Below are 20,327 nucleotides of genomic sequence, written 5' to 3'. Positions count from 1 at the left end.
TGGCTTAAATTTTCACTAAAGGATTAGACATGAAATCGAATCAAAAGTATCTCATAACTGCAATATTGTCTGTATTGGCAAGTCAAGCCTATGCCGCAGGTTTAGAGCGTTCCCCACAACAAATTGATGCGCTTTTTGAACAGGGAACTTATGCAGAAGTAGGCTACACCCATATTTCACCTGATGTGACAGGTGACGATTCAAGCGGGCATTCTCTTTCTGACATGGCGGAAGATTATCAATCTCTGAATTATGCAGTAAAGACAGATTTAACCCCGAGTTTACGTTTAGCGGTCATTTATGACGAACCATTCGGCGCGAAAGTGAAGTTTGATGGTACAAATAACTTCATTGCAACAGACCGACCAGCAGCAGATGCTAAAACCCGTGTCGATGTGCAATCGAAAAATATCACTGCATTATTGGGCTATAACCTGAATAAAAATGTCATGATTTATGCTGGACCTGCACTGCAAGAGATTGAAGCTAATGTACATTTACGTGGTTTAACCTATGCTGCCAATAGTGGTTATAACAACAGCTTTGATGATATGGCTGTCGGTTGGGTGGCTGGTTTCAGTTATGCCAAGCCTGAAAAGGGCATTTTAGCCTCACTTACTTATCGTTCTGAAATTGAGCATAAGACAACAATTCAGGAAGATGTGCCATTGGCTGATAAATTGGGTATGGATTATTCACATTATAATCAAGGCAGTATTACTACCCCTGAGTCTGTCAATTTAAACATGCAAGCAGGATTGAATATGACCACTGCTGTGTTTGCAAAAGTACGCTATGTGCCGTGGAGTAACTTTGCCTATTATCCACCTATTTTAAAAGCATCGACCGTGGCTGCTTTGAGCAAAGGTTTACCTTTAGTGGATTATTCTGACGATCAAACAGCAGTTGAAATTGGGCTGGGGAAACGTTTGGCTCCGAAGCTTGCCATTGCGGTTTCTGGTTTATGGGATTCAGGCGCGGGTGATCCAGCACCGACTTTAGGGCCTGTGGATGGATATTGGGGCGCGGGTTTGGCAGCAAAATATAACTTTAATGAAAAACTCGCATTTAGTGTCGGTGGTCGTTATATGTGGTTTGGTGATGCCAAAGGTGAAACATCTGACCGTCGTATAGTGGGTGATTTTAAAGACAATACAGGTTATATCGTAGGCATGAAGCTGTCTTATTCTGCTAAATAAAATGAGTGCATTTGGGTGTCTGCTTGTGCCCGCAGCCAGGTTTTTGAATAAGTCTCCATAGTAAAAAAGTCGGGTCAATAGATCCGACTTTTTTTTATTTGTGTTAATTCGGGATTATTCTTGACCTGCCTGCAACTGTTTGATGATTTCACTAAAATCATAGGTTGCTGCTTTTTGTACGGGTGGATAGTCCTGCAAAGATTTCATGTGTTCTTGAATCATGTGTTGAACAGGCTCATTAACCCAGCCTTTACGTTGAATCACGTCAGAACGGTCTCTAATGTTATCAAAAGACTCAAATGGATCCATACGGATATTATAGATGATTGGAAATTTTTGTTTTTGATATTGGTCGTAATAGTTTTCGCTAGTCTCAAAATGGACTTTCCATTGGTTATAGCGAATTGCACGTAGGGTTGACTCGTGATAATACAGAAAGTTATCGCGTTTACTCTCCTTTGTTTTACCTAGCCAATAGTCGAGGTTATTTACTCCATCAATATATTGTTTACGTTTGGTTTTCATGTCATCGACGACATTGGGGTTACCTGCTGCCGCTGCTAAAGTAGTAAAGATATCCATATGGGCTTGAATACCATTTTTGACTTGACCAGCAGGAATATGTCCCGGCCAGCGTACCATCATAGGTACACGCACCCCCCCTTCGTAGGTCGTCATTTTTTCACCACGAAAAGGCGTTGTTCCACCATGGGTTTTTGCACTATGCTCAGGGCCGTTATCTGTTGAATAAACAATAATGGTGTTGTCCAAGACTCCCATGGCTTTCATATCATCTAGTAGTTTACCAACTTGCATATCATGCTCCATTATGCCACTACCATAGAGATCATGCTCAGTAGTATAAGGTGCTGCCAAGTAACGATGGGAATCACGCAAATGAGTATATAAATGCATACGACTTGGGTTGAGCCAAACAAAGAATGGTTTATCTGCGTCTTTACTACGCTTCATAAAGTCTAGACTGGCTGCGATAAATTCATCATCCACCGTTTCCATACGTTTACGGGTTAAAGCTCCTGTGTCTTTACAGGTTTGTTTGCCGACTTTGCCGAAACGTGGATCATTGGTGTTGTCTGCTTTAGTCGATGAATAACAATGTAAAACACCGCGAGTACCGTATTTTTTCTTAAACTCGGGATCTTTTGGATAATCGTATTGCTCTGGTTCATCCTCAGTATTTAAGTGGTAGAGGTTGCCAAAGAATTCATCGAAACCATGTACGGTCGGTAAGTTTTCATTTCGGTCACCCAAATGGTTTTTACCAAATTGACCATTCATATAACCCAAAGGTTTGAGTACTTCAGCCAAGGTTGGAGAAGCTGCTTTTAGACCCAGTGGTGAGCCCGGGCGTCCTACTGTGGTCATGCCTGAACGAATTGGGTATTGGCCTGTGATCAGCGCTGCACGTCCTGCTGTCGAACTGGGTTGGGCATAATGATCGGTGAACATCACACCTTCTTTGGCAATTCGGTCAATATTAGGCGTGGTATAACCCATGACACCTTGACCATAAGCACTGATATTTTCCCATCCCACATCATCTGGAAAAATAATTAAAATATTAGGAGGCTTTGCCAAAGTAGTAGCCGAAAGTAATGCTCCCCCGACGAGAGTCACTGAGCGCGTAATGAAACTCTTCCGCATGTTATTTCTCCTTGTTAGGATTGTTATGAAGCAATAGAGATTTTTTTTCACTCAGTCCGCCTTAACGAACTTAGCGATGTTTTTACGGTTGTTCTAAAAATAAAAATTTATAGTTATGTTAAAAGGATTTTTTTTAATGTGATTGCAAACGTTTCGCAATATCATGCTTAGATGAAGTTGCGGTGTGAAAAAATTTTTTTAGACCTGAGCAGAGGTAATGTAAGCCTGCTTCACCATCAGGTGTTTTCAAAAAACGATCTTTGGGGCAGTCACCCCAACAATACTGCAAATATGGACATTTTATACAATATTTAGGCAGTGATTTGTACTTTGAAAAAGAAAACTGTTTTTGCTTTTCAGAAAAGACCAGATCACCTTGATGAAAGTCCTGAATATTTCCCAGTTTATATTCAGGATAGACAAAGTGGTCGCAGGAAAATAAGTCACCATTATGTTCTATAGCTAGCGCTTTACCACAAATTTGTCCTGATACACATTTTTGAGCACCATAGCCAAACATCATCGAAACGATATTTTCAAATTGATCGACAAAGACCTTACCAAAGTCTTTTTGTAACCATTCTCCCCATACCCGAGAAAGAAAGTAACCCCAATCATCGGCTGCAATCGACCAGTCTGTAACGACGGAATCAGCTGTCCCAGGTTGTGTTGCAGAACTGCCTAAAGTGGGTAAGTCATCTGGATTCCAATAACCTGGAGCTGTTTGCTGAAACTGTGCACTTTCCATCCCAGGTATAAACTGGATCATACGGGGTTGGACTTGATCGCGGAGAAAACGATATACGTCGATTGGACGCTTTGCATTATCACGGTTGACGACACAAAGTGCATTGAAAGGAATTTGGTAGAGATGCAGAAGTTTCACTGCCTGCATGACTTTGCTATGGGTCGGCTTTCCACCTTTGTTATAACGATGTTTATCATGAAACTCGGCAGGGCCATCAATGGATAAACCGACTAAAAAATTATTCCGTTTGAGAAATGCACACCAGTCTTCATCGAGTAAAGTGCCATTGGTCTGTAAGTCATTTTCGATACGTTGATTGGCTTTTTGATATTTTCGTTGTAGCTCAACCACTCGTTCAAAAAATTCCAAACCCATAAGAGTAGGCTCGCCCCCTTGCCAACTAAACACAACTTCATCTGCGGTTTGAGACTCGATGTATTGTTTAATGTGCAGTTCAAGAAGAGACTCTGTCATGCGGGGTGTTTTAGGTTGGTATAGCATGTCTTGCTTATGTAAATAGAAGCAATAACTACAGTCTAAATTACACTGCGCACCCGAAGGTTTGATCATGACATGATATCGGTAAACTTTTCCCATCAGTTGGGCCGTTTTAAGTGGTGGGGATTCATTTAGAGTTGGAATTCGCTGCATGGCGTTTAAGTCCCCTTATCGTTTTTAGTTAAATATTGTTTTTATCTTAATCGTTTATTCTCAATCAATACTTAAAGATGCAATGCATAGGCTTATGCAGCATGGCACTTTATCGTTCAATATACTGAGTGAATTTTTTAATCATTCATGCTGAATAGTTATTTCACTTATTCTAATAGAGAATAAATGAAAAAGGCAATTCCATAAAACTATTATGTCTTTTATTTTTTAAAAATAAGTGTGGAATATTTAGGTTTTTAACTTAATGAACGATAAGGCAACATAGTGTTGTACTCACTCAAGGGGTATCATAGCGCTAACAAAGCGTTGGAATAGATTATGAAAATCGTGGCAGATGAAAATCTCGCATTTACCGATTATTTTTTTGCTGAATTTGGTGAAGTCGAACAGAAAGCAGGGCGTACTTTGACCCATGCCGATGTTGTAGAGGCGAAGGCATTATTGGTTCGTTCTGTGACACAAGTTAACCCAGCTTTAATTGATAATACAGCGCTTGAATATATCGGTAGTGCAACGATTGGCACAGACCATTTAGATATTGAAGCCATTGAAAAACAGAATATCCACTGGGCAAATGCTGCAGGCTGTAATGCACAGGCGGTGGCTGAATATGTGATTACCGCTTTACTGCATTTGAACCCAGCTTTTATAGATGCTAATGAACGTTTTACTTTGGGGATTATTGGTCTAGGAAATGTAGGTTCTCGCTTAGCCTATATGGCCAAACTATTGGGTTGGAATGTGATCGGCTATGATCCTTTTGTACAGCAAGATGTGATTCAGCAGGTCGATTTAAACACGCTATTAAACACTGCCGATGCCATTTCATTGCATGTTCCACTCACGAAAGCAGGGCGGCACCCGACACATCATTTAATTAATACGGATGCTTTAGCTGCAATGAAGCCTAGAGCGATCCTAATCAACTCTGCGCGTGGGTCTGTTGTTGAAGAGCAGGCTTTATTAGCTGACATCGAAAAAACACAGCGTAAAGTGGTATTAGATGTCTTTGAGCATGAGCCAGTGATTTCTGAGCAGGTACTAAATGCTGTTAGTCTAGTGACACCACACATTGCAGGTTATAGCTTAGAAGGTAAAGCGCGTGGTACACAAATGATCTATGACGCCTTTTGTAAAACCTTTCAGTTTGAAGCACATAAAAGTTTCGAGTCGCAGTTGCCTGTGTGTGCTCAGTATTTTGAAAGGCAAGATTTGAAATCTACACTGCAACAGCATTTAAATGAAATCTATCCAATTTTACGAGATGACCACGCTTTACGTGCTTGTTTAAAAGAGGGAATGATTGACCAGAAAGCCTTTGACCATTTAAGAAAGACTTATCCGTTACGCCGTGAATGGGCTGCACATGGGGGGCCAAAGGCATGAGTCAGGACGTGATCCATTATCAGCCAACTTGTGATTTAAAAGCCATGCGTGCTCGCGCACAAATGTACAGCCAAATTCGTCAGTTTTTTGCTGAACGAGAAGTACTTGAAGTTGAAACACCGATTTTATCTCAGGCTGGTGTGACGGATGTACATTTGGCTTCCATTCAAGCGCAGCGCCATGTACAAGGCTCGCAGCAAACGCATTATTTACAGACGTCACCTGAGTTTGCGATGAAGCGCTTACTCGCCAGTGGCAGTGGGCCGATTTATCAAGTCTGTAAGGTTTTCCGTGATGATGAACATGGACGAAAACACAATAGTGAATTTACCATGTTGGAATGGTACAGACCGAATTTTAGTTTGAAGGATTTGATGTTTGAAGTGACCGATTTATTGAATGTCACATTAAAGCAGCGTTTTGGTGAAGTTCGTCCAACCATTTTAAGCTATAAACATGCATTTATGGATCGTTTGGATTTGAACCCACTGCTAGCTAGTTTGAAAGAGCTAAAAGACTGCTGCAATCGCGTGGGTTTAAATTTGGACTTGGGTGATGACCGATTGGGTTATATTGATTTACTCTTTTCGCATTTTGTAGAGCCAAGCTTAGGTTTTGATACCCCAGTATTTTTAACTGACTTTCCGCCAGAACTTGCTTCACTTGCCAAAACCAAAACAGATGAAGACGGTGAGCTAGTTGCAGCACGTTTTGAGTTGTACATCGAGGGTTTAGAGCTCGCCAATGCTTATGATGAGTTGATTGATGCTGACGTGTTACGTTCACGCTTTGCAGCTGATAACGCCGAACGGGAAAAGTTAGGCTTATATGTGATGCCGATTGATGAATTTTTATTGGCTGCTTTGCCTCAAATGACCGCATGTGCAGGTATTGCTTTAGGTGTGGATCGTTTGTTAATGGTTGCAACTGAACAGATGCGGTTGGAAAAAGTAATTACTTTTCCCGCATCCATTTCTTAAGTGAAATGAAAATAAAGCGCCAAATAGGGCGCTTTATTTTTTTGTTTATAAAGATTCAACTGTATTGAGTTTTCAGCACGCCAATGGCATGTATGCGACGTTCAATCAGCATTTCACCAATATCAGGGCCTTCGATATCTGCAGGCAGATCTTGAGCTTTAATATTTCGCACAACCTCCATCGCTTTTAAAACATATTGAGACTGCGGGTATTCACGATCTTCAAGTCCTAAACGACCACGTGAGTCGCATTCACAGGCCTGCACAAAGGCTTCAACCCGTTCAGGACGACGCAATACATCTAAGCGTTGCAGTAAGCGCCATAAAGTCCCTGGTTTTAAGGTGAGGGCTTGATGACATTTCAAATGTTCTTTGCAGACCGTAATTGCAAGTTGTTTCATCTGTGTTGGGACTTTTAGACGCTCGCACACTTCAGTCACAGGTTTAACCCCACGTTCTTCATGCATGATATGACGTGGTAATTCATCCACAGGTGTTAAGGCTTTACCTAAGTCATGTACGAGAACAGCAAAACGAACATCTAGTGCATAGTTGGCGCGGCACGCCTGTTGTAATGACATCATGGTGTGGATGCCACAGTCAATTTCAGGGTGATATTCAGGGCGCTGCGGAATACCGTAAAGTGCCTCGATTTCTGGAAAAAGTACTTTTAAAGCACCACAGCGACGTAGCACTTCAAAGTATTCATCAGCATGATCTTCCATTAGGGCGCGGGAGGTTTCTTTCCAAACGCGTTCAGGTGTTAGCGCCTCAAGTTCGCCCGAGTTTGCGAGTTGTTGCATCAGTGCCAACGTTTCCTCTGCCACTATAAATCCTAGGGTTTTATAACGTGCCGCAAATCGAGCAATACGTAGGACGCGCAGTGGGTCTTCTACAAAAGCATCGGAAACATGCCGTAAAATACGTCGTTCTAGGTCTCGCTGACCGCCATAGGGGTCATATAGTGTGCCGTCATCATCCATAGCGATGGCATTAATGGTAAGGTCGCGTCGAATTAAATCTTGTTCTAGGGTGACGGAACTATCGGTATAAAACTCAAAGCCATGATATCCCTGTCCTGACTTACGTTCAGTACGGGCAAGCGCATATTCATCTTTGGTTTCAGGATGTAAAAAAACAGGAAAATCTTTACCTACAGGTTGGAAACCTTGGGCAAGCAGTTGTTCAGGCGTTGCACCGACAACTACATAATCTTTTTCGTGATAGGGATGACCCAGAAGCTGATCTCGGACCGCACCGCCTACTAAATAAACTTGCATGAAAAAACCTCTATTCTTGCAGCCATCATGCTACAGAATAGAGGTTTTCTCAAGTCACAAGACGAGACTATCTCAACAAGTGATTAGATAGCGTTTTTCTCAGCTTCTTGAACTTCGGCTACAGTCAGCGCTGTCATGTTGACCAAACGACGTGTTGTTGCTGTCGGTGTCAAAATATGAACTGGCTTAGCTGCACCTAATAGGATAGGACCAATAGTAACATTATTGCCTGAAGTTGCTTTTAACAGGTTAAATGAAATGTTGGCTGCATCCAAGTTCGGCATGATCAGTAGGTTCGCAGAACCTTTGAAGCGTGAGTTTGAGTATGCAAAGCTACGGATGTTTTCATCCAATGCTGCGTCTGCATGCATTTCACCTTCAACTTCAAGTTCTGGCGCAATTTGCGTTAAAATCTCAAACACTTTACGCATTTTTTGTGCGCTTGCATCAGTTTGATCTGAACCGAAGCTTGAGTGAGAAAGTAGCGCAACACGTGGTGTCATGCCAAAACGGCGCACTTCTTCAGCAGCTAAAATAGTCATTTCAGCCAGCTGTTCAGCCGTTGGATTACGATTGATGTAAGTGTCAGCAATGAACAGGTTACGGTCTTCAAGCATTAAAGCATTCAGCGTAAAGAAAGAGTTGTGACCTTCTTTTTTACCAATGATGTTTTTAACGAAATCTAAGTGAATGTCGTAGCTTGAATATGTACCACATAACATACCGTCTGCTTTACCATGTTTCACCAACATCGACGCGATCAAGGTTGAACGACGACGTGCTTCACGTTGCGCATATTCAGGTGTTACACCTTTACGCTGCATGAGTGTGTAGTAGTCATCTGCAAACAGTTCGTAGTCAGGATTTTTTTCTTGATCCACAATCGTGATGTTCACACCATGTTCAAGACGTAAGCCTAACTTTTTGATGTTCGCTTCAATAACTGCCGTACGACCGACTAAAATTGGTTTTGCAAGATCTTCATCAACTGCAATTTGTACTGCACGAAGTACACGTAGGTCTTCACCTTCTGCATAAGCAATACGTTTTGGGTCAGATTTTGCCTGAGCAAAAATAGGCTTCATCATGAACGCAGAGTTGTAAACAAACTCAGACAGACGTTGACGGTAAGCAGAGAAGTCTTGAATTGGGCGATCAGCCACACCAGAGTCCATTGCTGCTTGTGCAACAGCTGGTGCAATTTCCAAAATCAGACGTTGATCGAGTGGACGTGGAATAAGGTAGTCACGACCAAATGATGCTGATTTTTCACCATAAGATGCCGCATCTGCTTCAATGTGTGCCATACGCGCAATCGCATATACACACGCGATTTTCATCTCTTCATTAATCGTCGTTGCACCTACATCAAGGGCACCACGGAAAATGTAAGGGAAGCAAAGTGCGTTATTTACTTGGTTTGGATAGTCTGAACGACCTGTTGCCATGATGACATCATCACGAACTTCGTGAGCATGTTCAGGTAGAATTTCTGGATCTGGGTTTGCAAGTGCAAAGATAATTGGATCTTTTGCCATGAGCTTAACCATTTCTTTGGTTAAGATACCTGCAGCAGATAACCCAAGGAACATGTCTGCGTCTGCAATCACGTCAGCCAGTTGAGTGCCGTCGATGTCTTGTACATAACGCTTTTTAGACTCGTCTAAGCCTTCACGCTTAGTGGTAAGCAGACCGCGAGAGTCAGCTACAATAATATTTTCTTTCTTCGCACCAATTGCACAAAGAAGATCTAAACAAGACAATGCAGCAGCGCCTGCGCCTGAAGCAACGATCTTGATTTCCTCAATTTTTTTGCCATTTAACTGTAAAGCGTTCAGCAAAGCAGAACCAACAATAATAGAAGTACCATGTTGGTCGTCGTGGAACACAGGAATGTTCATGCGTTCACGTAGTTTTTGCTCGATATAGAAACACTCTGGCGCCTTGATATCTTCAAGGTTAATACCGCCAAAAGTCGGTTCTAATGCAGCAACAATGTCCACGATTTTGTCAGGATCATTTTCTGCAATTTCGATGTCAAAAACGTCAACACCAGCAAATTTCTTAAACAGTACGCCTTTACCTTCCATAACAGGTTTAGACGCTAAAGGACCAATGTTGCCTAGGCCAAGTACGGCTGTACCGTTACTGACCACAGCAACTAAGTTACCACGCGCTGTGTAAAGCGCAGCAGTAGACGGGTCGCGTTCAATCTCTAAACATGGTGCAGCAACACCTGGTGAATAAGCTAAAGCTAAGTCACGTTGGTTGACCAGCTGCTTGCTTGGTGTAACGCTGATTTTCCCTGGAGTTGGAAATTCGTGATAATACAAAGCTTGCTGTTTTAATGATTGATCGTCCATCTGAATCTCTTTGTAGCGTGGGTTAGCCAGCGGAGCTGGTGGTTTTTTAGTAGACAAGACCGAATATACCATTAGTTGCTGGCATATCCCAGTGATAGCTGATGCTTTTTAAGTCAAACTTAGAGCTAAAACCACCTGATTTATATTAAGTATGTATAAGCGGGCAGTTCGAGGTTATCTTTGAGATACTGAGTTGCGTCACGCTGGGCAAGTGGTTTGGAAAATAAGTAACCTTGAGCGATATCGCATTCAAGGTTTTGTAAGTAGTTTAGTTGCTGCTCAGTTTCGATACCTTCAGCTACGACAGTCATGCCCATGGCTTTCCCCATTGCAATCATGGCACTGACAATCGCTTCTTGTTTGCTGTGCCCAATTTTTGAAATAAATGTGCGATCAATTTTTAAAGTGTCGATTGGGAAGTCAGTCAGATAGGACAGGGATGAGTAGCCAGTACCGAAATCATCCAAAGAAATGTGGATGCCACGTGATTTGATGGTCTCAAGTAAATTTTTAACTTCAACAGAGTTTTCTACTAAGGTGGATTCGGTTATTTCTAACTCTAGGCTACTGCCTTTGATTCCATAAAGGTGAAGCGCTTCATCCAAATCTTTGAGAAGTTGACCACGTTGTAACTGTTGTGCAACCACATTGACAGAGACACAAATGTCCTCGAAACCAAGTTTATTCCATTCTTGAATCTGTTTTGCGGTTTGTAGGATGACAATGCGCCCAATATCCGAAATCAGACTGGTTTTTTCCGCCATAGGAATGAACAGTCCAGGGGGAACTATACCTTTGGATGGATGATTCCAACGTACTAGCGCTTCAAAACCATAAATTTTTTGATCGTGAAAATTGATTTTTGGTTGATAATAGACTACCAACTCATTGTTTTGTATTGCCAGCCTTAAATCACGTTCTAAATAAATCCCTTCTTCTAAAGCAACTGTATTACTCAAAGTATAAAACTTGGTTGTATTGCCACCAAGGCGTTTTGCCTCGGTCAATGCTTGTTCTGCACAGTTATTTAAGTAGTCAAGTTGGCGACCGTGTTCAGGGTATTGAGAAATTCCCATTGAAAGCGTAATGATATGTTCCTGACCAAAGATGTCAAAAGGTAAGCTAAACGCTTTATGAATTCGCTCAATATGCTGTTGAATAGATGGCCGAATATGTGAAATTTCATAGACAATAGCAAAATCATCGCCGTTTAAGTGAGCAACAACTAGAGCTTCTGCATTGGTTAAACGAAGGCGTTGTGCAACTTGACGGAGTAATTCATCTCCACCATTGTTGCTTAAAAACTCATTCAATGGTCGGAAACGGTCAATATTGAGACGAATAATTGCCAGTTGTTTAATACTGTCTTTTTGAGAGACGAGATACTGATGCAGTTGATAGTTATAATAAAAACGGTTAGGTAAGTCCGTTAATGTGTCGTAGTTTTCTAAATAAGAAAGGCGTTGTTCTTGCAGTTTACGCTCAGTTAAATCAGACACAATCCCAATATAATGGGTCACACGATCTTGATCATCAGTGATGGCATTTAGATGCATCCAAATACACAGTTCTTTGCCTGAAAGAAACTTTTCGTCTAGTTCACCATCGTATTCACCTTTTTTCAAAAGCTGAGCAATGATTTGGTTGTGAGTGGTGCGTTGATGTGACTTATAGTTGGCCACAATATCAAATAGATGTTTACCATTTATGTGCGCGGCATTAAACCCAGTGAGACGCTCAAAGAATGGGTTTACGTCGATATAACGCAGGTCTTCATCAAGAATGAAAATACCTTGTTCTGCTTGTTCAAGTACGCTTGCTGCGAGTCGTAAACGTTCCTGATTACTTTTTTCATGTTGAATATCACGTCGAATACCCACCATTTGTAAAGGCTTTTGTGTCATAGGATCTCGGGAAATGACACGACCAGTGTCATGTACCCAATACCATTTCCCATTGTTATGTTGCACACGGTAAGTGGCTTCATAGCGATCTGAATGACCCCGTAAATGACTTTTCATAGACGACTTAAATAATGTAATGTCATCTGGATGAATCAAAAACTGTAGTTGGTTTTGATGTTCTGTGGAGTTTTTAACGACTTTTTCTTGTTTGTGATTGGTTAGTGAAATCAAACGATCTTTAATATTCCAATCCCAAGGGCGAATACCTGCAATTTTATGTGCAAGAGAAAGGTTTTCTTGTTTGTTTTTTAAATCTTTATTGATTTCATTTATGTCAAAAGTACGCTCACGTACTTTTTGTTCCAGTAACTGATTATTCAGTTGCAGTTGTTGCTCTATTTCCTTGGATTTATTCACTTCTGTTTGTAATTGTTTACAAAGATCATCGGTCCATGCCACTTGCATTTCAGCTTCTTTTTTCAGTTCGCGGTTTTTAATAGAGAGGCGCGAGGAATGCTGATTGATACGATTTGTTGCATTGGCACAGAGTAATATCACAATCAAAATAAAATTGACGGTAAGGTGAAAAATATTGTGATTGTTATCAAAGTAAATGAATTGAGAGAAGATATAGGGCGTAATTGATGGAATAAAGACTAGACAGAAATAATTAATTCGCTGGGTTAAATAGGTTAAGCAGACTGTTTGTGTAACAATGACCAAAAGTGCAGATAAAACCAATGCGTCAACAAAACTAAAATCACCTGATTGTTGGGGTAGATAATAATAAATACATACAACACCAGTCGCAACTAGACAGCCGACGGTTAAGCAAACACCTTGAATCCAACGATGTGCAGGATGAGTTGAATAGTTACTTGGCTTGAAATAGACTGTGCTAATCACCCATAAAATACTCAAAATAAACTCAGAAATGAAAAACCAAAGGTTAAAATAAAAAGAATCTTGAGAAAAATTATAGTGATATGTACAGAAAATATAAAAATTAAGAATCAGTAAGCTACTAATAAGAAAACGAATATGGCTAATGGAGTGCGATATCTGCGCAGTCTGCAAGTGCCGATCAAGATTTTCTGTAGAAATATCTGGCATGAATCGCGAAACCTTATTTTTTTTATGACCTAAAAATGTTCAGTTGTGAGTTTTTCAAGTTAAAAAAACACAGTACAAAAATAAACTCAAGTTATGTTTTGATATAAGTCAAGGGTAATATTGTTGTACATAATAAGCAATATATTAACAGAACTAAAGGATGACTCAACCGTTTATGTGATTTAAATCACTAAATTTGTAATTTAGAATCGCTAAAGCGACAACTGGCGCAGTCTCTGTACGTAACACCCGTTCGCCTATACACCAGTTTATAAATCCGTGGTCATTGGCTGTCGTAATTTCAGCCTCACTTAAACCACCTTCAGGGCCAATCAGTAACGCAATGTTCGGGGTCGCTTCTGCCAAAACGTCGAGTTCTTCTTTGTTTGGTGCAAGCACAAGTCGAGTTGTTGGTAACTCTGTCGCGAGCCATTTTTCTAAGCCGACCGGAGCATGAATAGTGGGAACAAGGTTCATGCCACATTGTTCACAAGCCGCTATGGCAATACCTTGCCAATGATCAATCTTCTTTTGGTCACGATCATATTTCAAACGCATTTCGCAACGTTCAGATGTTAAGAGTTGAATCTCCGAAACGCCCAATTCAACCGCTTTTTGAATGACATAGTCCATACGGTCACCTTTACTCATGACCTGACCGAGTAAAGTTTTGAACGCAGGTGTGCGATTGGTTGGGTTGAAAGCAGTGACCCGAACTGAGGCTGACTTTTTGGCAACGTCACTTAAGGTCACTTCATACTCGCCACCTTGTCCATTAAACAAGGTAGCCGTTTCACCGACTTGAGCGCGTAAAACTTTGACCCAATGATGAAACACCGTTTCAGTCAGTTCGACAGTGTGATCAACATTGAGTTCTGCTTCCATAAAAAAACGAGGCATTCGGTTTTACTCTCAAATAGGGTGAATCTGGTTTAAATCCTTATGCTAAACCGAGGTCTAGTACAAGTTGACGGGTAGGATCAGTGGTGTTCATGGTGTAGAAATGCAAACTTGGTGCACCACCAGCAATTAAGCGTTCACATAGTTTTACAACCACTTCATGACCAAATGCTTTAATGCTTGCGGTATCGTCACCATAGGTTGCCAGTTGCTTACGAATCCAACGTGGAATCTCAGCGCCTGTACCATCTGCAAAGCGAATTAAGTTGCTGGCATTGATAATTGGCATAATGCCTGGTGCTACAGGAATATTCACGCCTTCTTTTTGAATGCGATCTACAAAGTAGAAGTAGGCATCTGGATTAAAGAAGAACTGAGTCAGTGCGGCATTCGCACCAGCATTGGCTTTGTCGCAAAAGCGTTGAATGTCTTGGTCAAAGCTATCTGCTTGAGGGTGCATTTCAGGATACGCAGCAACCTCAATTTTGAAATGATCGGCCGAATGTTCACGAATAAAACGTACCAAATCCGAAGCATAAGGCAATTCGCCTAGGCCAACTTGACCTGAAGGCAAGTCACCGCGCAACGCGACAATACGGTCAATACCTTGATCTTTATAAATGTCGAGTAACTCAGCAATACGTGCTTTGTCATCACCAATACAAGACAGGTGAGGGGCAACAGGTGTGCCTTTACCATTAAATTCAGCAATGGCTGCTAAGGTACGTTCACGAGTTGAACCGCCTGCACCATAAGTAATTGAGAAAAACTCTGGATTTAAGAGTTGTAGTTCTTGATGTACGACTTTGAGCTTCTCTGCGCCCGCATCCGTTTTGGTCGGGAAAAACTCAAAAGAAATAGGAATGTGTTTCGACATGTTCAAATCCTTTTTATAAATGCTTTTTATTTAGACCTCTTCCTAGCCCACTCTTGCGCGTAGCTTTAAAGCAGTGCTTAAAACTCGCTTTACAGGAGAGGGGGACTTTCACTATAAATTGAATTAATAATGAAAAGTCCCTTCTCTCATTGGGAGAAGGCTAGGATGAGGGGAAATATAAAACTTAGTATTTATAAGCGTCTGATTTGAATGGGCCTTCAACTTGAACACCTAAGTAATCTGCTTGTACTTGAGTCAAAGTTGTTAACGCACCGCCAAAACCTGCAACCATTGCCGCAGCAACTTCTTCATCTAATTTCTTAGGAAGGAGTTCTACACGGATTGCTGCTTGTTTTTGATCTTCTGCAAGATCCGCAAATTTTTCCGCGAATAAGTGCATTTGACCTAAGACTTGGTTAGCAAAAGAACCATCCATAACACGTGATGGGTGACCAGTTGCGTTACCAAGGTTTACTAAACGACCTTCAGAAAGCAGGATTAAGTAATCGCTGTCATTTTCAGAACGATATACTTGGTGTACTTGTGGCTTCACTTCAACCCATTTGTAACCACGTAAGTAGTTGGTGTCGATTTCAGTATCAAAGTGACCGATGTTACACACTACTGCGCCTGCTTTTAATGTATCTAACATTGCCGCGTCACATACGTGGTAGTTACCCGTTGTCGTTACGATCAAGTCAGTATTTTGAAGAAGGTCAAGGTTGATGTCTTCTTTTTTACCCGTTTGAACGCCGTTTTTGTACGGAGCAACAACCTCAAAGCCGTCCATGCATGCTTGCATTGCACAGATTGGATCAACTTCAGTTACACGTACAATCATGCCTTCTTGACGAAGAGATTGAGCAGAACCTTTACCTACGTCACCGTAACCGATGACAAGTGCACGACGGCCAGATAAAAGCATATCTGTACCACGTTTAATTGCATCGTTTAGTGAGTGGCGGCAACCGTATTTGTTGTCGTTTTTAGATTTCGTTACTGAATCGTTGACGTTGATCGCAGGAACTTTAAGAGAACCGTCTTTCCACATTTCAAGTAGACGTTGAACACCTGTGGTGGTTTCTTCAGTAATACCGTGAATTTTAGCCAATACATTTGGATATTTTTCATGAATAAGAGCAGTTAAGTCACCGCCATCATCCAAAATCATGTTGGCATCCCAAGGCGTACCATTCACATTGATTTGTTGTTCTAAACACCATACATATTCTTCTTCAGTTTCGCCTTTCCAAGCAAATACTGGAACACCAGAAGCCGCAATTGCCGCAGCAGCATGGTCTTGAGTAGAGAAGATGTTACAAGATGTCCAACGAACTTCTGCACCTAATTCAACTAGAGTTTCAATAAGAACCGCAGTTTGAATGGTCATGTGGATACAACCAAGGATTTTTGCGCCAGCAAGTGGTTTTGCAGCAGCATAGCGCTTACGTAGGCCCATAAGTGCTGGCATTTCTGCTTCAGCAAGTTTGATTTCTTTACGGCCGTAGTCAGCGAGTGAAATATCAGCAACTTTGTAATCTGTAAATGAAGCAGTAACCGCGTTCATCACGATCTCCTAATATAAAAAATTGATCATTCAGTTCGCGGATGCCGTTGTTGATTCAAAAGGGATTTGAACCGGATCGTCGAGCCTAGCGATTTCACATTTATGTACCTGTGAAAAAGTCGCAGCATCCCTCGACTAGCGAAGTATTGTACTTGGAAATCACTTGAGTTCCAATTGCTATTTGTACATTATAAAACCGTATAATTTTTATAAAGTTAATGAGTTTTAGTCATTATGAAATTTGGCAATGTTGAAATACCAGCAACTTTAATTGATTCGCTTAAACACAATAGGGTAATTGTCTTTGCTGGGGCAGGAGTTTCAATGGCAACGCCAGCCAACTTACCTGATTTTGTTACTTTAACTCGTAAAATATTGAACTTAGATGATAATGAGAAATTTGATAATCCAGATCAGAAGCTCGGAGAAGGTTTTGATCAAGGGGTAAGAATTCATGAACAATGTATTCGTGTTTTAAATCAAAACTCGCCACAACCGACGCAGCTTCATCATGATATCCTTAAACTATTTCCAAAAAAAACTCGTGTTATTACTACGAACTTTGACCTTTTATTTGAAAAGGCATTCTTTAACCTGAATCCTGATGGTGTAATCAAAAAATTTAATGCGCCCGTTTTTCCATTAGGAAGCAATATTGAGGGAGTTATTTATTTACACGGTAATGTAACTGACCCTAGTTCAATGGTCTTATCAGATTCTGACTTCGGTAGAGCATATCTTTCTGAGAGTTGGGCGAAGAGATTATTAACAGATGCCTTTTTAAATTACGATTTTATATTTATTGGTTATTCTTATAATGACACAATTTTAAAATATTTAACTCGATCTTTACCTAAGAATAGAGCATCTAGACTCTACGCATTTGCAAATATTGAAGATGGAAATACTCAGCAAGTCAATCACTGGACGTCTTTAGGGATTGAGCCTTTGATTTATCAAAAAGAAAATGGAACACATCTGCAATTACCTGAAGCAGTAGAAAAAATTGCACATTTTTTAAATTTAGGTTTTTCTGATTATGGGAAGTTTATTTGTTCTAAAGTTGTTGAGTATGAACAGAAGCAATACGAAGATGATTTAAACTATATAAAGTACTTCTTAGGCTCAAATGATAGTTATAAGCATTTTTATAGATTAGCACGCCCTGAAGTTTGGTTGTTTAAAATTAAAGAAGATCAGTCACTATTTGATATATTGATGAAGCATGAAGATGATTTATTTCATTGGTTGAGAGGCAGTTTGGAGACTCATACAAATGAATTAATGGATTTATTACAAAAATATCCAGCTTTAAAGAGCAATAAAAATTTGCTTTGGGTGTTTTTTAGAACATTGGATGATCTGCAAGATAAGAATTGTTATTTGAAGTGGTTTCTGTTTTTGGAGAGTAGTCTTTATCAAGAAAGTGGTTTATGGAATGGCGTAATTTCATGGGTGCTTAAAAAATTAGTTAGCTTTGACCTGGTTACTGAGTTCACAAGAGCATTCAGTGCTTATCTTAAGATAGAGATTAAACCTAAAGTTAGGTTTGGGATAGAACGATATGATGTTGATGTCTTAGTAAAAATAGTCAAAGAAAACGAAAGATTTTATGAAACTACACTTGAAGTGTTTTTTGACAAATTAAGTGAGTATGAAAAGTATATTCAGCTTTGGGAAGGTGGTAATAAATACCGATTTATACGGAAACAAGAAATTTGGGAAAAGTCTAAACGTCATACTGATTTAATTTTTCATCTTGTTGATAGTGTTGTTTTATTGATTTCTGAAAACAAGCTAAATGTATTTTTTCTGGATCAATATATGAAAAAATGCATTAACTCCGAGAGTGTTTTATTAAATCGCTTGGGGATTTATTTGATGAGCTATCATTGCTCATCTAGTGCTGATTTTATTTATAGTTTAATCAGTTTGAAATTTGATTGGTTTGATATTGAATACAGGTCTGAGTTTTTTAAGTTTTTTGAGTTGAATTACAGTAAATTGTCTGCGGCTCGCAGAGTCGAAATAATTAATAAGATTAAAAGTAATGTGGAATTTGAAAATTATGAAAAATTAAAATATTTTTCTTGGATTTATAAATTTTCACCAAGTTGTAACTTAATAAAGCAAGAATATGATCAGCTAAAAATACTAATTCCTGGTTTTAGGTTAAAAGATAAACCATATTTATCATGGCGTTCATCAGGTGTATATAGAGTGACATATAGCTCGCCTTTTACAATGGAAGAAATTGAAAAAAGAAATGATTATATTTGGTACTTAGCTTTACTGGAATATAACCTTAGTAATAATTTTAGCGGACCTAATCAATTAAGTTACAAAGGTTTGTGGAGTGAAATTGCAAATACAAATATTCAATGGATATTAGAATTTTTGAAATTTACGGTACAAATTATGCCTGAGCATCCAATTGTAGAAAAAATTATAAGAAAGGCGAAAGATTGGCAATTCGATAAAGGTATACACGAAAAATTTATTGCGATTTGTCAGCAGGTGATTATTCGGCAGGATAGAAGTCAAATTTATGCTATTTCTCAATTTTTAAGTGATATTTATGAGGTTGTTTACTACCAAAGCGATACAATTCAATATTTATCTTGGGTAAATACCGCCAAAAAGATACTAGATTTGAATGATGGTCATGAATCTTTTGCACCAGATAATATTGATGGTTTTACTGAAAGTCTAAATAGTGTGAATGGCTCACTTGCTTGCTTTATTATTAAACTATATGAGCTTTCTAAAGATGATGAGGAAGTACAAAAAAGTTGTGAAATATTTATAAAGTTATTGATTGATAAAGATGAAAATGGTTATGCACTTATCAGGCTGTTGAATTTTTACTCATTCATTAAGGGTAGAAATTCCTTGTTCGCTCAAAAAGAGTTATTGCCATATCTTTTTTCAGAAAAAAAGAAGATTAAGCTCTCAGCTTGGAAGGGATTTTTGTCGAATGATTGTTTAGAGTTTGCGGAATTTAGAGAAATTCGTAAAGAATTCTTTAGTATATTGCAATATGCTCTGGATCATAATGATAAGCAACTTATTCAAGACTTAACAGACCTATACATCTACAGTATTTATTTTGAATATCATGAAGATGCAACTCAGTCACTGCGAAATTTACAGCGATTTGAAAATCAATTTATTGCTGAGCAAGTTTTAATTACTGTACGAAGAATTTTATCTAAAGAAAATGATGTTGATAAAATTTGGGTTTGGTTAGGTGAGTATATACAAGATCGTTTATATCAAGTAAATCAAATTTTGAATAAAGACGAAATTTTAAACATTTGGTATTTATTAACGGATCAACCACAAATAATTGTTAAATTAAAAGATATTGTTTTACAACTACCATTTAAAGATGAGTGGGCAAGCTTTCTGCCTGATTTATCAAGAAATCACGTAGATATTTTTTTAGGTCATGAAGTTTTATGGTGCAAGGTTTTAGGCTTTTATCTTGATCATCAGGTGGATCGAATTGCTGGTTTACTGTATGAAGATGAAATAAATCTTTTTAGATCACTGATTCCTTATGATCATGATGAAATACTCCAAACAGCATTAACCAAGAAAGGAATTAGATTGTAATTTTATTCAGTTCCAACGATGTTTTGTTTATTATCAACACAATCATCTTTTTTGAA

At 39.5% G+C, this 20,327-nt stretch carries 12 protein-coding genes; 4 read left to right on the top strand and 8 right to left on the bottom strand.

Translation table 11 applies throughout. The features are described from left to right. The first annotated feature begins 29 nt into the window (after positions 1-29). Positions 30-1,199: an OmpP1/FadL family transporter gene (locus B9T36_RS04260; protein ID WP_086208330.1), complete on the top strand. Its 1,170-nt coding sequence runs from the start codon at positions 30-32 to the stop codon at positions 1,197-1,199. Positions 1,200-1,313: 114 nt separating this feature from the next. On the opposite strand, the gene B9T36_RS04255 is transcribed toward B9T36_RS04260, so the two are convergent. Both B9T36_RS04255 and B9T36_RS04250 read right to left on the bottom strand, forming a co-directional pair. Then, positions 1,314-2,864, bottom strand: a complete 1,551-nt coding sequence (locus tag B9T36_RS04255) for an arylsulfatase (RefSeq protein WP_086208329.1) — start codon at positions 2,862-2,864, stop codon at positions 1,314-1,316. Positions 2,865-2,997: 133 nt separating this feature from the next. Then, the gene (locus B9T36_RS04250; RefSeq protein WP_086208328.1) at positions 2,998-4,263 is read right to left on the bottom strand and encodes an anaerobic sulfatase maturase; all 1,266 of its coding nucleotides are present in this window, start codon (positions 4,261-4,263) and stop codon (positions 2,998-3,000) included. Positions 4,264-4,602: 339 nt separating this feature from the next. Here B9T36_RS04250 and B9T36_RS04245 point away from each other — a divergent pair, with 339 nt between their 5' ends. After that, positions 4,603-5,670 carry a 4-phosphoerythronate dehydrogenase gene (locus tag B9T36_RS04245; RefSeq protein ID WP_086208327.1) on the top strand — a complete coding sequence of 356 codons (1,068 nt, stop codon included), beginning with the start codon at positions 4,603-4,605 and terminating at the stop codon, positions 5,668-5,670. Beyond that, positions 5,667-6,650, top strand: a complete 984-nt coding sequence (gene epmA / locus B9T36_RS04240; protein ID WP_086208326.1) for an EF-P lysine aminoacylase EpmA — start codon at positions 5,667-5,669, stop codon at positions 6,648-6,650. Before B9T36_RS04245 ends, epmA begins: the two co-directional genes overlap by 4 nt. A gap of 55 nt (positions 6,651-6,705) precedes the next feature. Here the strand turns inward: epmA and B9T36_RS04235 are convergent, their stop codons facing one another. The 6 genes from B9T36_RS04235 to ahcY form a co-directional block, all read right to left on the bottom strand. After that, positions 6,706-7,929 (bottom strand): multifunctional CCA addition/repair protein, encoded by a 1,224-nt coding sequence (locus B9T36_RS04235; RefSeq protein ID WP_086208325.1) that lies wholly within the window; start codon positions 7,927-7,929, stop codon positions 6,706-6,708. A gap of 83 nt (positions 7,930-8,012) precedes the next feature. Next, positions 8,013-10,292 (bottom strand): NADP-dependent malic enzyme, encoded by a 2,280-nt coding sequence (locus B9T36_RS04230; protein WP_086208872.1) that lies wholly within the window; start codon positions 10,290-10,292, stop codon positions 8,013-8,015. Between the two features lie 140 nt (positions 10,293-10,432). Continuing rightward, entirely contained in the window at positions 10,433-13,309 is a 2,877-nt protein-coding gene (locus tag B9T36_RS04225) for an EAL domain-containing protein (RefSeq protein WP_086208324.1), read from the bottom strand. Between the two features lie 165 nt (positions 13,310-13,474). Further along, the gene (locus tag B9T36_RS04220; protein WP_086208323.1) at positions 13,475-14,209 is read right to left on the bottom strand and encodes a 16S rRNA (uracil(1498)-N(3))-methyltransferase; all 735 of its coding nucleotides are present in this window, start codon (positions 14,207-14,209) and stop codon (positions 13,475-13,477) included. A 40-nt stretch (positions 14,210-14,249) separates the two neighbouring features. Beyond that, positions 14,250-15,086 carry a methylenetetrahydrofolate reductase [NAD(P)H] gene (gene metF / locus B9T36_RS04215; protein WP_086208322.1) on the bottom strand — a complete coding sequence of 279 codons (837 nt, stop codon included), beginning with the start codon at positions 15,084-15,086 and terminating at the stop codon, positions 14,250-14,252. 184 nt (positions 15,087-15,270) lie between these two features. Then, the gene (ahcY, locus tag B9T36_RS04210; RefSeq protein WP_086208321.1) at positions 15,271-16,653 is read right to left on the bottom strand and encodes an adenosylhomocysteinase; all 1,383 of its coding nucleotides are present in this window, start codon (positions 16,651-16,653) and stop codon (positions 15,271-15,273) included. 234 nt (positions 16,654-16,887) lie between these two features. Between ahcY and B9T36_RS04205 the strand changes: the two genes are divergently transcribed. Further along, the gene (locus tag B9T36_RS04205) at positions 16,888-20,271 is read left to right on the top strand and encodes an SIR2 family protein (RefSeq protein ID WP_086208320.1); all 3,384 of its coding nucleotides are present in this window, start codon (positions 16,888-16,890) and stop codon (positions 20,269-20,271) included. Positions 20,272-20,327 lie beyond the last annotated feature (56 nt).

Source organism: Acinetobacter sp. ANC 4204 (genome assembly GCF_002135205.1).
Taxonomy (GTDB): domain Bacteria; phylum Pseudomonadota; class Gammaproteobacteria; order Pseudomonadales; family Moraxellaceae; genus Acinetobacter.
Note: the sequence above shows the minus strand (reverse complement) of the source record. Positions and strands in the feature narration are given on the sequence as shown.

Bases quoted from the DNA above. Each gene is read 5' to 3' on its own strand.
- B9T36_RS04260 (WP_086208330.1), top strand. From the start codon at position 30: ATGAAATCGAATCAAAAGTATCTCATAACTGCAATATTGTCTGTATTG.
- B9T36_RS04255 (WP_086208329.1), bottom strand. From the start codon at position 2,864: ATGCGGAAGAGTTTCATTACGCGCTCAGTGACTCTCGTCGGGGGAGCA.
- B9T36_RS04250 (WP_086208328.1), bottom strand. From the start codon at position 4,263: ATGCAGCGAATTCCAACTCTAAATGAATCCCCACCACTTAAAACGGCC.
- B9T36_RS04245 (WP_086208327.1), top strand. From the start codon at position 4,603: ATGAAAATCGTGGCAGATGAAAATCTCGCATTTACCGATTATTTTTTT.
- epmA (WP_086208326.1), top strand. From the start codon at position 5,667: ATGAGTCAGGACGTGATCCATTATCAGCCAACTTGTGATTTAAAAGCC.
- B9T36_RS04235 (WP_086208325.1), bottom strand. From the start codon at position 7,929: ATGCAAGTTTATTTAGTAGGCGGTGCGGTCCGAGATCAGCTTCTGGGT.
- B9T36_RS04230 (WP_086208872.1), bottom strand. From the start codon at position 10,292: ATGGACGATCAATCATTAAAACAGCAAGCTTTGTATTATCACGAATTT.
- B9T36_RS04225 (WP_086208324.1), bottom strand. From the start codon at position 13,309: ATGCCAGATATTTCTACAGAAAATCTTGATCGGCACTTGCAGACTGCG.
- B9T36_RS04220 (WP_086208323.1), bottom strand. From the start codon at position 14,209: ATGCCTCGTTTTTTTATGGAAGCAGAACTCAATGTTGATCACACTGTC.
- metF (WP_086208322.1), bottom strand. From the start codon at position 15,086: ATGTCGAAACACATTCCTATTTCTTTTGAGTTTTTCCCGACCAAAACG.
- ahcY (WP_086208321.1), bottom strand. From the start codon at position 16,653: ATGAACGCGGTTACTGCTTCATTTACAGATTACAAAGTTGCTGATATT.
- B9T36_RS04205 (WP_086208320.1), top strand. From the start codon at position 16,888: ATGAAATTTGGCAATGTTGAAATACCAGCAACTTTAATTGATTCGCTT.